Raw genomic sequence first — 13,480 nt, forward strand, 5'->3', positions numbered from 1 at the left:
AGCATCCCCCTCAGGAACGGTTCGTAGCAACAGGTGCCGTCACGGGCTCGGATTGCAGCTCGCGCACCGCTATGTATCGCTCGCTTCGGCGGGTTCGATCCAGTACCTGCCCGACCAACTGGCCGCAGGCGGCATCAATGTCCTCACCGCGAGTGGTGCGCACCGTCACATTGTGCCCGGCTTTATGCAGGATGTCCTGAAAACGACGGATCGCATTGTTGCTCGGCCGCTCATATCCGGAATGCGGAAAGGGGTTGAAGGGGATCAGATTGATCTTGCAAGGAATTTTTGCCAGCAGTGCAACCATTTGTTCGGCATGCTCGGGCTGATCGTTGACACCCTGCAAAAGCGTGTATTCGATGGTGAGAACGCGCTTTTCACCTAGATTGGAAATATAGCGCTGGCAGGCCGCCAGCAGCATTTCCAAAGGATATTTCTTGTTGATCGGTACCAGCTGATCACGCAGTGCATCGTTTGGCGCGTGCAGCGACAGCGCCAGCGATACGTCGATGACCTTGGAGAGTTCTTCGATCATCGGCACTACACCGGACGTCGAAAGCGTCACCTTACGCTTGGAAATACCGTAGCCCAGATCGTCCATCATGATATGCATGGCGGCCACGACATTGTCGAAGTTCAGCAGCGGTTCACCCATGCCCATCATCACCACATTGGTGATGGCCCGATCGGCCTTGGCCGGTATGGTGCCGAACGATTTATTGGCAATCCACACCTGACCGATCACTTCCGCGGCGGTGAGGTTGCTGTTGAAGCCTTGTTTGCCGGTCGAGCAGAAACTGCAATCCAATGCGCAGCCGGCCTGGGAGGAAACGCAGAGCGTGCCGCGCCCACCCTGGGGAATATAAACAGTTTCCACGCAGCTCCCCGAAGCCACACGCACCACCCATTTACGGGTGCCATCGGTAGAGATGTCCTCGCTGACAATCTCGGGGCCGCGAATCTCGGCAGCAGCCTTGAGCTTTTCGCGCAGGGCTTTGCCGACGTTGCTCATGGCGTCGAAATCATCGACGCCAAAGTGGTGAATCCATTTCATAACCTGGCCGGCACGAAAACGCTTCTCCCCTATTGAATCGAAGAAGCTTTCCAACTGAGGCTGGGTCAGCCCCAGCAGGTTTACTTTACCGGTCGTAATGGTCATCTGGATTCACCTTCGCCTGATCAGCGAATGCGGGCACACACTTCGGTGGCGGAGAAGAAATAGGCGATTTCGCGAGCGGCGGACGCTTCGGAGTCGGAACCGTGAACAGCGTTCTCGTCGATGGAAACGGCGAAATCGGCACGAATGGTACCCGGAGCGGCTTCTTTCGGGTTGGTCGCGCCCATCAGCTCGCGGTTTTTGGCGATGGCGTCTTCGCCTTCAAGGACCTGAACGATGACTGGGCCGGACACCATGAAAGCGACCAGATCCTTGAAGAAGCCGCGCTCGCTGTGCTCGGCATAGAAACCGCCAGCTTCACGCTCGGACAGCTGGACCATCTTCGAAGCGACGACACGCAGACCAGCCTTCTCGAAACGGGAGGTGATCTCACCGATTACGTTCTTGGCGACGGCGTCAGGCTTGATGATGGAGAAAGTGCGTTGCAGGGCCATTTGAAACTCCAGAAATCGATAGGTTAAAGCGAACAAGTAAACCCGCGAATTATACGCGGGTCCGAAGTGAAAATATAAGAGCAGCTGCGGACTGCTTAGTGCGGTGACCAAGGTGGAAATGCTGACAGGCTTCAGCAGTGACAGCCAAAACCATGGTCTGCCACTTCGCCTAGACTTCTTCCATCCAGGCAGTCTGTATGGCCTCGAGCACCTTCTCACCGCCACGGTTCGGATCGTCCGAAAAGTCAGGCAGATCGACAACCCAGCGATGCAGCTCAACAAAATTTACGTAACGGGGATCCACGTCAGGCTTACGTTCAGCCAGTTCTATTGCGATATCCAGCACATCAGCCCATTTCAGCGCCATGCTTCACCTCGCCTCAATGGCCTTCGGAGACCTGGTTGATGGTGTACTTCGGAATTTCGACCACCAGATCGACGTCCGCGACAGCTGCCTGGCAGGATAACCGCGAGTTGGGCTCAAGCCCCCATGCCTTGTCCAGCATGTCGTCCTCCAGCTCGTCCGACACTTCCAGCGAAGCGAAGCCCTCACGGATCACAACGTGACAGGTGGTACAAGCACAGGATTTTTCACAGGCATGCTCAATGTCGATGCCATTCCGCAGCGCGGCATCGAGCACCGTCTCGCCGGGCTGCGCTTCCACCACCGCCCCCTCCGGACAATGGTCGACGTGGGGCAGGAAAACAATCTGCGGCATCTGGGTCATTCCTCGATATCGTTAAGCCGCCGCCCGGCCAACGCGGCCTTGACGGTGGAATCTAGCCTGCGCGCGGCAAAGGCATCGGTAATCTGGCTTAGCCGTTTGACTTGGCGCTCAATCGCTACACCGTCCTGGCTATCGAGCAGCTCACGCAGTGCCTGCATCTGCGACTCGATCGCCACGCGCTCCTCCTCGCTGAGCAAGCGTTCACCATCCACAGCCAAGGCACCCTCGACCGCTTCGAGCAACCGCTGCGCATCGACCAGCTGCTCGCGCAGCGCACGGGCTGTTTTGTCTTCGCTGGCCTTGTGAAAAGAGTCTTCCAGCATGCGGGCGATTTCGCCGTCGGTCAGCCCATAGGAAGGCTTTACCTGAATGCTCGACTCGATGCCCGATGCCAACTCACGGGCCGACACGCTGAGCAGCCCGTCAGCGTCGACCTGGAAAGTGACACGAATCTTCGCAGCCCCCGCCACCATCGGTGGAATGCCTCGTAATTCGAAGCGGGCCAGCGATCGACAGTCGGCAATGAGCTCGCGCTCACCCTGCAATACGTGGATCATCATGGCCGACTGGCCATCTTTGTAAGTGGTGAAGTCCTGTGCGCGGGCAACCGGAATGGTGGTGTTGCGGGGGATGATCTTTTCCATCAATCCGCCCATGGTTTCCAACCCCAGCGATAGCGGTATTACATCGAGCAGCAGGAGCTCCTCGCCATCGCGATTGTTACCAGCAAGGGTTTCAGCCTGAATCGCCGCGCCGATGGCGACGACCTGGTCAGGGTCGATGTCGGTCAGTGGATCGCGACCGAACATTTCACCGACCCGCTCACGAACTCGAGGCACACGGGTGGAACCGCCTACCATGACCACGGCATGAACGCCCTCCAGCTCGACAGACGAATCGCGCAATGCACGCCGACAGGACTTGAGACTACGAGCGATCATCGGGTCGATGAGTTCGTTAAAGGTGGCGCGGGTCAGAGCGCCCTGCCAACCGGCATAGCGCACTTCTACGGATTCGGCATCGCTGAGCTGCTCTTTGGCGTCACAGGCGATTTTCAGCACATCTCTCTGGGCGCCTGGATCAAGATCTTCGGACGCGCCTGCCTGGGCAAGAATCCAGCCGGCGATCGCATGATCGAAGTCGTCACCACCGAGCGCGGTATCGCCACCGGTGGCCAGCACCTCGAACACGCCCTTGGTCAGACGCAGGATGGAAATATCAAAGGTTCCGCCACCCAGGTCATAGATCGCTACGACACCCTCAGCCTCACGGTCCAAACCATAGGCGACGGCAGCCGCAGTAGGCTCGTTGAGCAGACGCAACACATTGAGATTTGCCAGTCGGGCGGCGTCCTTGGTCGCCTGCCGTTGCGCCTCGTCGAAATACGCAGGCACGGTAATCACCGCGCCGACGAGCTCACCACCCAGCACCGCCTCCGCCCGCTCTCGCAATGCGCGAAGGATTTCGGCCGAAACCTCCACCGGGCTCTTGGCTCCCTGCACCGTCTCGATGAAAGGCATCTGTGATTGCCCTTCTCTGAAGCGATAAGGCAGCTGGCCGCCTAATTGCTTCACATCGCCGACACCACGCCCCATCAGGCGTTTGACCGAGAGGATGGTATTCAACGGATCGCTGGCGGCAGCGCCTTTGGCAGCCCGCCCCACTTCGACATGATCGGAGTGATAACGCACCGCGGAAGGCAATATCACTTCTCCGGCAACATCGGCCAGCGGCGCCGTTATGCCACTGCGCAATGCGGCTACGAGTGAGTTGGTGGTGCCCAGATCAATACCAACCGCCAGACGACGCTGGTGAGGTTGTGGGCTTTGTCCGGGTTCAGCTATCTGAAGTAAGGCCATGTCTATCTGATGTCGGGCGCAGCGTCTGGCGCTACGCGGGGTTAATCGTCGAGGCGCTCTTCCAACTGGCGCACTTCCTGGGAGAGCTTGTCCAGGAACTGCATCCGACGCACCAATCGCTCTGCCTCCGCGCGCTGCGATTCATCCTGCCATATACGCGCGAATGAATCGTTGAGGTCGAGCTGAGCAGCCTTGAGGCGAACCTTGAAAGACGCGACGCCAGCGATATCCGCCTCGTCATGCAATTCTTCAAGTTCCTCTCGCCACTGCATCTGCTGCATCAGGAAGGCAGGATCCTGAACAGTAGCCTCCAACGGCATCTCCCGGCCCTGCAGAGTCAGCAGATAGCGGGCCCGCCGCGACGGGCTTCTCAGGGTCTGATAGGCCTCGTTCAGATTCGCCGAGCGCTCGATGGCATGCCGCTGTGCGGTTTCATCAGCGTCAGCAAACCGATCAGGATGGACTTTGCGGGCGAGCTCACGATAACGAGACGAGAGCATATCCAAGTCGATATCGAAGGCAGGCTGCAATTCGAACAGCGCGTAGTGACAGGGAGTTCCCACAGCGTCCTCAAATATTGAAGCTCTCGCCGCAGCCACATTCGCCACGCACGTTGGGGTTATTGAACTTAAAGCCTTCGTTCAGTCCTTCCCGGACGAAATCTAGCTCCGTGCCATCGAGGTAAACCAAGCTCTTGGGATCGATGATGACCTTCACGCCGTGACTGTCGAATACAGAATCCTCTGCAGCCGCTTCGTCAACGAACTCGAGTACATAGGCCAGACCAGAGCAACCGGTTGTGCGAACACCCAACCGGACCCCTAGTCCTTTGCCGCGCCCTTCCAGGGATCGGCGCACGTGATTGGCAGCGGCGGTTGTCATGCTGATAGCCATCGATACCTCCTTACGCCTGCGGCAAACCTTTCTTCTCACGATAATCGCGAACGGCCGCCTTGATGGCGTCTTCTGCCAGCACCGAGCAATGAATCTTCACCGGAGGCAGTGCCAGCTCTTCAGCCAGCTGGGTGTTCTTGATGGTTTCCGCCTCTTCCAGCGTCTTGCCCTTCATCCATTCGGTGGCAAGGGAACTGGAGGCGATGGCCGAGCCACAACCATAGGTCTTGAACTTGGCGTCTTCGATGATGCCCTGCTCGTTGACCTTGATCTGCAGGCGCATTACATCGCCGCAAGCCGGGGCGCCGACCATGCCGGTGCCGATAGAGGGGTCCTCAGCGTCGAACTTGCCGACGTTGCGGGGATTTTCGTAGTGGTCAATGACCTTATCACTGTATGCCATGGTGCAATCCTCATTAAATCAGGCTATGCGGAGCTCGACGGATCGGATCAGTGGGCAGCCCACTCGACCTGCGAAATGTCGACGCCATCCTTGAACATGTCCCACAGGGGTGAAAGCTCGCGCAACTTGGTTACCGCCTCGCTGACTTTCTGCGCGGCGTAGTCGACTTCTTCTTCAGTGGTGAAGCGGCCGAAGGTAAAGCGGATCGAGCTGTGAGCGAGTTCGTCGTTGCGACCCAGCGCGCGGAGCACATAAGACGGCTCGAGCGAAGCAGAAGTACAAGCCGAACCGGAAGAAACCGCGAGGTCCTTGAGCGCCATGATTAGCGACTCGCCTTCGACGTAATTGAAACTCAGGTTCAGGTTGTGCGGGACTCGCGAGGTCATGCTGCCATTCACATACAGCTCTTCCAGGTGCTCAACTCGCTTGAAGAAGCGATCACGCAGCTTGGCGATGCGTTCGTTCTCAGCAGCCATCTCTTCCTTGGCAATGCGAAACGCCTCGCCCATGCCAACCGACTGATGCGCTGCAAGAGTGCCCGAGCGCATGCCGCGCTCATGACCGCCGCCGTGCATCTGCGCTTCCAGACGTACACGTGGCTTACGCCGTACATACAGCGCACCGACGCCCTTGGGCCCGTAGGTCTTGTGAGCAGAGAAGGACATCAGGTCGACCTTCATGTTTTCCAGGTCGATCTCGACTTTGCCGGTGGACTGAGCAGCGTCGACATGGAACAACACACCGCGCGCACGGGTTAGCTCACCGATGGCGGCGATATCGTTGATCGTTCCGATTTCGTTGTTCACGTGCATGATAGAAACCAACACCGTGTCATCACGCAGCGCTGACTCGACCATCGCCGGGGTAATCACCCCATCTTCGCCAGGCTCGATATAGGTCACTTCGAAGCCTTCACGCTCAAGCTGGCGGGTCGTATCAAGAACGGCCTTGTGCTCGATCTTGCTGGTCACGATGTGCTTGCCCTTGGAGGCATAGAAGTGCGCGACACCTTTGATCGCCAGGTTGTCCGATTCGGTCGCACCGGAGGTCCAGACAATTTCGCGAGGATCCGCATTGACCAGCTCGGCAACTTGGCGGCGAGCATTTTCCACAGCCTCTTCAGCTTTCCAGCCAAACGCGTGTGAGCGCGATGCGGGGTTGCCAAAGTTACCTTCGGCAGTCAGGCATTCAACCATCTTCTCGGCAACGCGAGGGTCAACCGGTGTGGTAGCGGAGTAATCCAGGTAAATCGGCAACTTCATCAGGTCTCTCCTATCAGGCAGTCGTCCTACTCACTCGACGGCGGACGCTTCAATCTTATCCAGGTGCGCAGTCTGACCATTGGCGCGGCGCATATCCTGGCGCAGAGCTACTTCCTGAACCTCGCGACGCATCACCAAGTCCGCCAGACTGATACCGCTTAGAAACTCGTGGATCTGTTGACTCAGATCGCACCACAAATGATGGGTCAGACAGGTATCGCCCGAATGACAATCGCCCAGCCCCTGACAACGGGTGGCGTCGACCGACTCGTTGACCGCATCGATGACCTGCGCGACCTGAATGCCTGCCATCTCACGGGAGAGCTGATAGCCACCACCCGGCCCACGAACGCTAGTAACCAAGCTACCACGGCGTAGCTTGGCGAATAGCTGTTCGAGATAGGAAAGCGAGATGCCCTGCCGCTCGGAAATGTCCGCAAGGGACACCGGCCCGTGTTGCGCATGCAGCGCGAGATCGAGCATCGCAGTGACGGCGTAACGGCCTTTGGTAGTCAATCGCATCGGTTCGCACCAAGCATCATGGTTTGGGGCAAGTATGCAATACCCGACTATTTAGATCAACTATAAGACCGATTAAATCACTCGGACTTTAGCCACAGGCGTCGCGCAGCAGATGGGGCGAGGCGCAGCCCTCTAGCCCGCAAGAGTCGCCTATGATAACAGCGCACCCTGCCCATCGCACTTTCAGGAACGAGGTTCGTCACTCACATGCTTGACTTCGGCGAAGTCCTCTTCACGCAACTCAGGCATCTGCTTTGCGCAGTAATCGCTACCTAATGCAGTCAGTGCCTTGCACATGCCCTCCATGCGCTCTTCGACAGCCTGGACATGATCGAGCAACTGGCCAATGGCGCGAGCAACCGGATCGGGCATGTCCTCGGTCACGCCATAGGCGTCGAAGCCGATCTTCTCGGCGATCGCCTTGCGCTTGGCTTCCTGCTCGTCATCCGTCTTGACGATCACGCGCCCCGGGATGCCAATCGCGGTCGCACCAGCCGGAATTGCGCGCGTAACCACCGCATTGGAGCCGACCTTGGCGCCCGCCCCCACGGTGAACGGGCCAAGGATTTTCGCCCCGGCCCCGACGATCACACCATCCTCGAGCGTGGGATGCCGCTTGCCCTTGTTCCAGCTGGTACCGCCCAGCGTGACCCCATGATAAAGGGTCACATCGTCTCCGATCTGGGCAGTCTCGCCAATGACGATACCCATCCCGTGATCTATGAAAAAACGCCGGCCAATGTGGGCGCCCGGATGAATTTCGATTCCCGTCAGCCAGCGCGCCAGGTTCGAGTTCATGCGCGCCAGCCACTTGCAGTCGTTCACCCACAACCAATGGGAAACCCGATGAAACCAGACAGCATGCAGCCCTGGGTAACAGGTAATAACCTCGAATGCGTTACGCGCTGCCGGATCGCGGTGAAAAACGCTCTGGATATCTTCGCGCATGCGTTCGAACATCAATCAGATCTCCGCTTATGGGGTTCGCCGCGGACGGCCTTTTGGGTTTCCGTAAGAATTCCGCGCAGGATATTCATTTCCAGCTTGCTGATACCGCTGCGACCGTAAAGCCTGCGCAGGCGCGGCATGAGATGACGAGGTTTCTGAGGATCGAGGAAACCGATGTCAACCAAGGTCTGCTCAAGATGTCCGTAATAGTGCTCTAGCTCGTCTGCGGTAACCGGCTGCGCATCAAGCATCGAGGTGGTTTCGAGTTTTTCCTGCTTGCTCGGCTGATTATTCGCAGCCAGCCATGCCATGCGCACCTCGTAGGCAAGCACCTGCACTGCGGCCGCAAGGTTCAATGAACTGAACTCGGGATCTGACGGGATATGCACGTGATACTGGCAACGCTGCAGCTCTTCATTGGTGAGCCCGGCATATTCGCGCCCAAACACCAATGCTACCTCCCCACCCCGCCGAACCTGCTCCACACAGACTGAACCGGTTTCGCGCGGATCCAGCAACGGCCAGGGTATGCGTCGATCGCGAGCACTGGTACCAAATACCAGACTGCAGCCCACCAAAGCCTCTTCAAGCGTTCCCACAACCTGCGCCGAATCGAGCACATCAGTTGCGCCCGATGCTCGCGCAATGGCATTCGAGCTCGGGAAGTCCTGGGGATCTACCAGCACCAGGCGAGACAAGCCCATATTTTTCATGGCCCTGGCCGCACCACCAATGTTGCCGGCGTGACTGGTATTGACCAGCACTACACGAATGTTCTGAAGCGACACTGTTGTTCTCGACAGGAAAGCAAACCGAAAGCTTACAGGAACGGCCGACTCCTCCGCCATTGCCGCCCCGATGCAGCCCAACCACATAACACCCGGTCGAGCTTTCTGATAGAATTGTCGGCTTTCTTTAAACGACCAGGTATTTGATCGATGCAGCCCATGCTGAATATCGCGCTGCGCGCCGCCCGTAGCGCCGGCGAAATGATTGTTCGTTCCACCGAGCGCCTGGACGTGATCTCGGTTAGCGAAAAAGACGCGCGCGATTACGTCTCGGAAATCGACCGCACCGCAGAGCAGCTCATCGTGGCGGCGCTGCGCAAAGCCTATCCGAACCACGGCATTCTTGGCGAGGAAGGCGGCTTGCTGGAGGGCAGCGGGGATGGCGCGGATTACCTCTGGGTGATCGACCCGCTGGATGGCACGACCAACTTTCTACGCGGCGTCCCGCATTACGCCGTCAGCATCGCTTGCAAATACCGTGGTCGCCTTGAGCATGCCGTGGTCCTCGACCCGGTGCGCCAGGAAGAATTCACTGCAAGCCGAGGCCGCGGCGCCGCACTCAACGGCCGCCGCCTGCGAGTAAGCACACGCAAAAGCCTGGAAGGCGCGCTCCTCGGGACGGGTTTCCCATTCCGCGACGGACAAATGGACAACATGGACAGCTACCTGAACATGTTCCGCAGCCTGGTTGGACAGACAGCAGGCCTGCGTCGCGCTGGCGCTGCCAGCCTGGATCTCGCCTATGTTGCGGCCGGCCGCTACGACGCATTCTGGGAATTCGGTCTTTCCGAATGGGACATGGCGGCAGGCGCGCTATTGATTCAGGAAGCTGGCGGCTTGGTCAGCGACTTCAGCGGCAGCCACGATTTCCTTGAGAAAGGCCAGATCGTCGCCGGCAACACCAAGTGCTTCAAGGCCGTACTGACGGCAATCCAGCCACACCTGACGCCTTCACTGAAGCGCTAGGAAAACGCTCATAAAAAAACGCCCAAACGGGCGTTTTTTTGTTTTTATCGTCATCACTGCTGCGTCAGCACCAGCTGACCGTCGCGAAACGGAATCTTGCTACCGGGATCGCGATCCATCCGAACCTGACCGATCTCTCCGTCAAGATCATATTTGACGTCATAACCAACGACCTTGTCCTGGCTGTCGGTTACGGTATTGCAGCGGGTTTCGGTGGTGGTGTAGGTGTCATTCGCCTGCATACGGCCTTGCACCTGATGACCGGCATACCCACCTCCTACCGCACCGACAACGGTGGCAATCTTCTTTCCGTTACCGCCGCCAACCTGATTGCCCAGCAAGCCACCGACGACCGCACCCACCGCCGTCCCGGCAATTCGATTGCTGTCCTGCACCGGCTTCTGCCGCGTAACAGCCACCTCTCGGCAAACCTCACGTGGCGTCTTAATGGTTTCCTTGACCGGCTCAACGGCTAACACTTCGGCGAACTGCGGCCCTCGATCAACCAGTGAATAGGTCGCGAATGCACCGCCAGCAGTGACGACGACAGCACCTAGAACACTACCTACCAGCATCGACTTGTTCATCTGATTTCCCTTCTTCTGGCGGACCAGGCCCGCTGCGCCTGTTAGGCGGCGCAACGGGCTAGAAGTTCAAAAAAGCCAAGTCAAGGAAGCTCGTCAACCTCTTCAACAACAGGGGGAATCAGATCGTCGCGAGTAAGCTTCAGCCACACCAGCAACATCCCGGCGACATACACCGACGAATAGGTGCCCGCACCGACACCTATCAGCAACGCCAACGAGAAGCCCCAAAGGTTTTCCCCCCCGAAGAACATCAGCGCACCGACCGCCAGTAAGGTAGACACCGAGGTGGCCAAGGTCCGCAGCAAAGTCTGAGTGGTTGAAATGTTGATGTTCTCCAACAACTCAGCCTTACGCAGGACGCGGAAGTTCTCGCGAATTCGGTCGAAGATCACGATGGTATCGTTGAGCGAGTAACCGATTACGGCAAGAACCGCCGCCAAAACCGTCAGATCGAAAGTAATCTGGAACAGCGAAAAGATCCCGAGCACCAATATCACGTCGTGAAACAGCGAAAGCACGGCACCCAGTCCGAACTTCCACTGAAACCGAAAGGCGACATACACGAGGATGCCGCCCAGGGCGAGCAGCATGCCCAACCCACCCTGATCACGAAGCTCCTCACCAACTGCCGGTCCGACGAACTCGACCCGCTTGACGGTGACGGCGCTAGCACTTTCACCGCCACGCAGTGCTTCGGCGATCCGCTCGCTCATCATTGGATCGTCGCCCGGCATCCTGACCAGCACATCGGTGGTCGCACCAAAGCTCTGCACCACGGCGTTGTCGAAGCCGGAGCGGGAGAGCTGCGCCCGCACCTGATCCAAGGGCACCGGCTGCTCATAGGACAGTTCGATCAATGTGCCGCCGGTGAAGTCCAGGCCGAAATTCAGCCCTTTCACCGCCAGACTACCGAGCGAGACAAGCGTGAGCAGTACGGTCAGGGCAAACGCCACATGACGCACACCCATGAAATTGATTACGCGTTTCATCGTGCTAGCCCCTTAAATCCACAACTTCTTGAGATCGCGGCCACCGTAGATCAGGTTGACCATGGCGCGGGTCACGATGATGGCGGTGAACATGGAGGTCATGATTCCGAGCGAGAGCGTGACGGCGAAGCCCTTGATCGGACCGGTCCCCATCGCGAAGAGTATGCCCCCGACCAGCAACGTGGTCAGGTTGCCGTCGACGATTGCGGAAAATGCCCGGTCGAAGCCTTCGTGAATAGCTCGCTGGATCGACATGCCGTTGGCTATTTCCTCCCGGATACGCGAGAAGATCAGCACGTTGGCGTCGACCGCCATCCCCATCGTCAAGACGATACCGGCAATACCTGGCAACGTAAGCGTCGCGCCCAGCATCGACATCAGCGCGGTCAGCACTACCATGTTGAACAGCAACGCGACCGTAGCCAACACTCCAAAGAACTTGTAGATCGCGACCATGAAAACCGCTACGAAGAGAAAGCCCCACAGCGCGGCCTCGATGCCGAGCTTAATGTTCTCTGCACCGAGACTCGGACCAATAGTGCGCTCCTCGGCGAAATACATCGGAGCCGCAAGGCCACCGGCCCGCAGCAGCAATGCCAGCTCGGACGACTCGCCCTGGCCATCCAACCCAGTGATACGGAACTGACTCCCCAATGCCGACTGGATAGTCGCCAAGCTGATGATGCTCTTCTCTTCCTGAAAGGTCTCGACCCGTACTTCCTGCTCGACGCCATCGACCATCTGCTTGACGTAACGCGTGGTCGGACGCTGTTCTATGAAGATCACCGCCATGCTGCGACCGACGTTGTTACGGGTGGCACGGTTCATCAGATCGCCGCCATGACCATCCAGGCGAATGTTCACTTGCGGACGGCCATTCTCGTCATAGCTGGCCTGGGCATCGGTGACCTGGTCACCCGTGATGATCAGGCTGCGCTCGAGCTGTACAGGCGGACGACCTTCCTCGCGAAAGCCAAAGGTCTCGGTTGTAGCGCGCGCGGCGTCAGCATCGGCAGCGAGGCGAAACTCGAGGTTAGCGGTCTTGCCCAGGATGCGCTTCGCTTCGGCAGTGTCCTGTACGCCCGGGAGCTCGACGACAATGCGATTGGCACCTTGGCGCTGAACCAATGGCTCGGAAACCCCCAGCTCATTGACCCGATTACGCACGGTCGTCAGGTTCTGCTTGATCGAATACTCGCGAATCTCCGCAAGCTTGGCCTCGGTAATCGCCAGGCGCAGCACTTGTTGGCCATTGCGCTCGCTGGAGGTCAGCTCGAAATCATTGAAGTTCTTGCGGATCAGCGATTGAGCAGCCGAAAGTGTGGCTTCGTCGGCAAAGCCGAGCTGCACAGCATTCCCCGCCTGGGGAAGGCTGCGATAGCGCACGCGCTCCTTGCGCAACAGGCTTTTGACTTCGCCTTCGTAGACGTTGAGCCGCGTCTCGATGGCCTTGTCCATATCGACTTCAAGTAGGAAGTGCACGCCACCAGACAGATCAAGACCCAACTTCATCGGGCTCGCAGCCAAACTGCGTAGCCAATCGGGTGTCGTGGGGGCAAGGTTGAGCGCGACCACGTAGGCATCACCCAGCGCGCGGCGCACCACGTCTTTGGCCGGCAACTGATCGTCCTGATCGGTCAGCCGCAACAGACCACCACGGCCTTGGTCATCCAGGGTCGTCGCCTTGACCTTGATACCGGCCTCAGCAAGCGCCTTGCTGGCGCGGTCAAGATCCGCTTCGGTAACGTTGAGCGAGGTTGCAGCACCGGTAACCTGAACTGCCGGATCATCCGGGTAGAGGTTAGGTGCTGAATATATGAAGGCAATGCCTAGCACCACCACAATCAGCAGGTATTTCCAAAGAGGGAATCTATTGAGCATGACGCAGCCCGTCTAATGACGCGGGGCGCCTTGCGCGCCCCG

16 protein-coding genes are annotated in these 13,480 nt (G+C 58.4%); 1 reads left to right on the forward strand and 15 read right to left on the reverse strand.

Translation table 11 applies throughout. The features are described 5' to 3' along the window. Nucleotides 1-10: 10 nt before the first annotated feature. The 12 genes from rlmN to trmJ all read right to left on the reverse strand — a co-directional run bounded on the left by rlmN (nt 11) and on the right by trmJ (nt 9,075). Complete coding sequence (gene rlmN, locus CH92_RS15095) at nt 11-1,159, reverse strand: 23S rRNA (adenine(2503)-C(2))-methyltransferase RlmN (RefSeq protein WP_025242608.1); 1,149 nt, start codon at nt 1,157-1,159, stop codon at nt 11-13. A gap of 20 nt (nt 1,160-1,179) precedes the next feature. Then, nucleotides 1,180-1,611, reverse strand: a complete 432-nt coding sequence (gene ndk, locus CH92_RS15100) for a nucleoside-diphosphate kinase (RefSeq protein ID WP_021209485.1) — start codon at nt 1,609-1,611, stop codon at nt 1,180-1,182. A 169-nt stretch (nt 1,612-1,780) separates the two neighbouring features. After that, nucleotides 1,781-1,978 (reverse strand): Fe-S cluster assembly protein IscX, encoded by a 198-nt coding sequence (gene iscX, locus CH92_RS15105; RefSeq protein ID WP_025242609.1) that lies wholly within the window; start codon nt 1,976-1,978, stop codon nt 1,781-1,783. Between the two features lie 13 nt (nt 1,979-1,991). Continuing rightward, nucleotides 1,992-2,330 carry an ISC system 2Fe-2S type ferredoxin gene (gene fdx / locus CH92_RS15110; protein WP_025242610.1) on the reverse strand — a complete coding sequence of 113 codons (339 nt, stop codon included), beginning with the start codon at nt 2,328-2,330 and terminating at the stop codon, nt 1,992-1,994. A gap of 5 nt (nt 2,331-2,335) precedes the next feature. After that, a complete protein-coding gene (gene hscA, locus CH92_RS15115; protein ID WP_025242611.1) occupies nt 2,336-4,198 on the reverse strand; it encodes a Fe-S protein assembly chaperone HscA in 1,863 nt (620 codons plus the stop codon). 41 nt (nt 4,199-4,239) lie between these two features. Continuing rightward, nucleotides 4,240-4,761: a co-chaperone HscB gene (gene hscB / locus CH92_RS15120; protein WP_025242612.1), complete on the reverse strand. Its 522-nt coding sequence runs from the start codon at nt 4,759-4,761 to the stop codon at nt 4,240-4,242. Nucleotides 4,762-4,768: 7 nt separating this feature from the next. Then, entirely contained in the window at nt 4,769-5,092 is a 324-nt protein-coding gene (gene iscA, locus CH92_RS15125; protein WP_021209490.1) for an iron-sulfur cluster assembly protein IscA, read from the reverse strand. Nucleotides 5,093-5,102: 10 nt separating this feature from the next. Continuing rightward, nucleotides 5,103-5,495 (reverse strand): Fe-S cluster assembly scaffold IscU, encoded by a 393-nt coding sequence (gene iscU / locus CH92_RS15130; protein ID WP_021209491.1) that lies wholly within the window; start codon nt 5,493-5,495, stop codon nt 5,103-5,105. Between the two features lie 47 nt (nt 5,496-5,542). Continuing rightward, nucleotides 5,543-6,757, reverse strand: coding sequence for an IscS subfamily cysteine desulfurase (locus CH92_RS15135; protein WP_025242613.1), 1,215 nt, complete (start codon nt 6,755-6,757; stop codon nt 5,543-5,545). Between the two features lie 30 nt (nt 6,758-6,787). Continuing rightward, the gene (iscR, locus tag CH92_RS15140; RefSeq protein WP_025242614.1) at nt 6,788-7,279 is read right to left on the reverse strand and encodes a Fe-S cluster assembly transcriptional regulator IscR; all 492 of its coding nucleotides are present in this window, start codon (nt 7,277-7,279) and stop codon (nt 6,788-6,790) included. A 183-nt stretch (nt 7,280-7,462) separates the two neighbouring features. Then, nucleotides 7,463-8,239, reverse strand: coding sequence for a serine O-acetyltransferase (gene cysE / locus CH92_RS15145; protein WP_025242615.1), 777 nt, complete (start codon nt 8,237-8,239; stop codon nt 7,463-7,465). Next, nucleotides 8,239-9,075, reverse strand: a complete 837-nt coding sequence (gene trmJ, locus CH92_RS15150) for a tRNA (cytosine(32)/uridine(32)-2'-O)-methyltransferase TrmJ (protein ID WP_080690041.1) — start codon at nt 9,073-9,075, stop codon at nt 8,239-8,241. Before trmJ ends, cysE begins: the two co-directional genes overlap by 1 nt. A gap of 90 nt (nt 9,076-9,165) precedes the next feature. On the opposite strand from trmJ, the gene suhB reads away from it, so the two are divergent. Further along, a complete protein-coding gene (gene suhB / locus CH92_RS15155; protein WP_025242617.1) occupies nt 9,166-9,981 on the forward strand; it encodes an inositol-phosphate phosphatase in 816 nt (271 codons plus the stop codon). A gap of 53 nt (nt 9,982-10,034) precedes the next feature. Here the strand turns inward: suhB and CH92_RS15160 are convergent, their stop codons facing one another. The 3 genes from CH92_RS15160 to secD all read right to left on the reverse strand — a co-directional run bounded on the left by CH92_RS15160 (nt 10,035) and on the right by secD (nt 13,438). Further along, the gene (locus CH92_RS15160; RefSeq protein ID WP_025242618.1) at nt 10,035-10,568 is read right to left on the reverse strand and encodes a glycine zipper 2TM domain-containing protein; all 534 of its coding nucleotides are present in this window, start codon (nt 10,566-10,568) and stop codon (nt 10,035-10,037) included. A gap of 80 nt (nt 10,569-10,648) precedes the next feature. Further along, a complete protein-coding gene (gene secF, locus CH92_RS15165; protein WP_025242619.1) occupies nt 10,649-11,557 on the reverse strand; it encodes a protein translocase subunit SecF in 909 nt (302 codons plus the stop codon). A gap of 12 nt (nt 11,558-11,569) precedes the next feature. Further along, on the reverse strand, nt 11,570-13,438 hold the full coding sequence (secD, locus tag CH92_RS15170) for a protein translocase subunit SecD (protein WP_025242620.1): 1,869 nt from the start codon (nt 13,436-13,438) through the stop codon (nt 11,570-11,572). Nucleotides 13,439-13,480: the final 42 nt, after the last annotated feature.

This window comes from Stutzerimonas stutzeri (assembly GCF_000590475.1).
Taxonomy (GTDB): domain Bacteria; phylum Pseudomonadota; class Gammaproteobacteria; order Pseudomonadales; family Pseudomonadaceae; genus Stutzerimonas; species Stutzerimonas stutzeri_D.